This is a genomic window from Dellaglioa sp. CoH-57-MRSF-19 (genome assembly GCF_056781975.1).
Genome location: NZ_JBXAXW010000082.1, coordinates 1 through 587 on the forward strand (window position 1 = coordinate 1; position 587 = coordinate 587).

The 587-nt window shown below is 54.5% G+C and carries 1 protein-coding gene; it reads left to right on the forward strand.

Features of this window, described 5'->3' with window-relative positions; all coding sequences use genetic code 11:
- Positions 1 to 55 precede the first annotated feature (55 nt).
- Positions 56 to 587 (forward strand): hypothetical protein (locus AC1RO3_RS08320; RefSeq protein ID WP_481763977.1); only part of this gene is annotated, 532 nt, incomplete at its 3' end.

Below are 587 nucleotides of genomic sequence, written 5' to 3' on the forward strand. Positions count from 1 at the left end.
CTCGTATGCTATGCGTATAGACGCGTACCTGTCTTCGGTTGACGCAAACTACGAGATGTGGCTCGATGTGGCTGAGACCAGCAACGCATTCCACATGGGTACGCTTCAGTCTGTTGACATGCTGCCCAGCGCCAGTGACGCATTGCCGTCCGCGTATATCGTTAAGCAGGGGCTCATTGAATCATTCCGCGCCTATACCTCGGGGAACGGCCTATGGGGTTTTGATGAGTACGCGTCAGATGGCGGCACGTACCCAGTTACGCAGCCGAGTGTCTTGTCAGTCACGGTGAACGGTGCTACCTATACGGGACCACGCGTTCTAGACGTGAACAACCCGCCGATCATAGAGTTTGTGACCGGCTATTTGTTTAGTCTGTGCCGTAAGGTGACCAGTATCATTGATTCGGGTTCCTCAGTAACTCTGAATTGGGATACACCGTTGATTCAGGCACCTGTGGCGGGTGACACTGTAGTTGTGTTCAACCGAGTCCCGAAATCTATAACAGCGGGCCCGGGCATCACCATCACGCGGGGGGCTAATGGTCAGATGGTGATATCTGCCGCTCAGGGCAGTGTGAGTGTGTGGC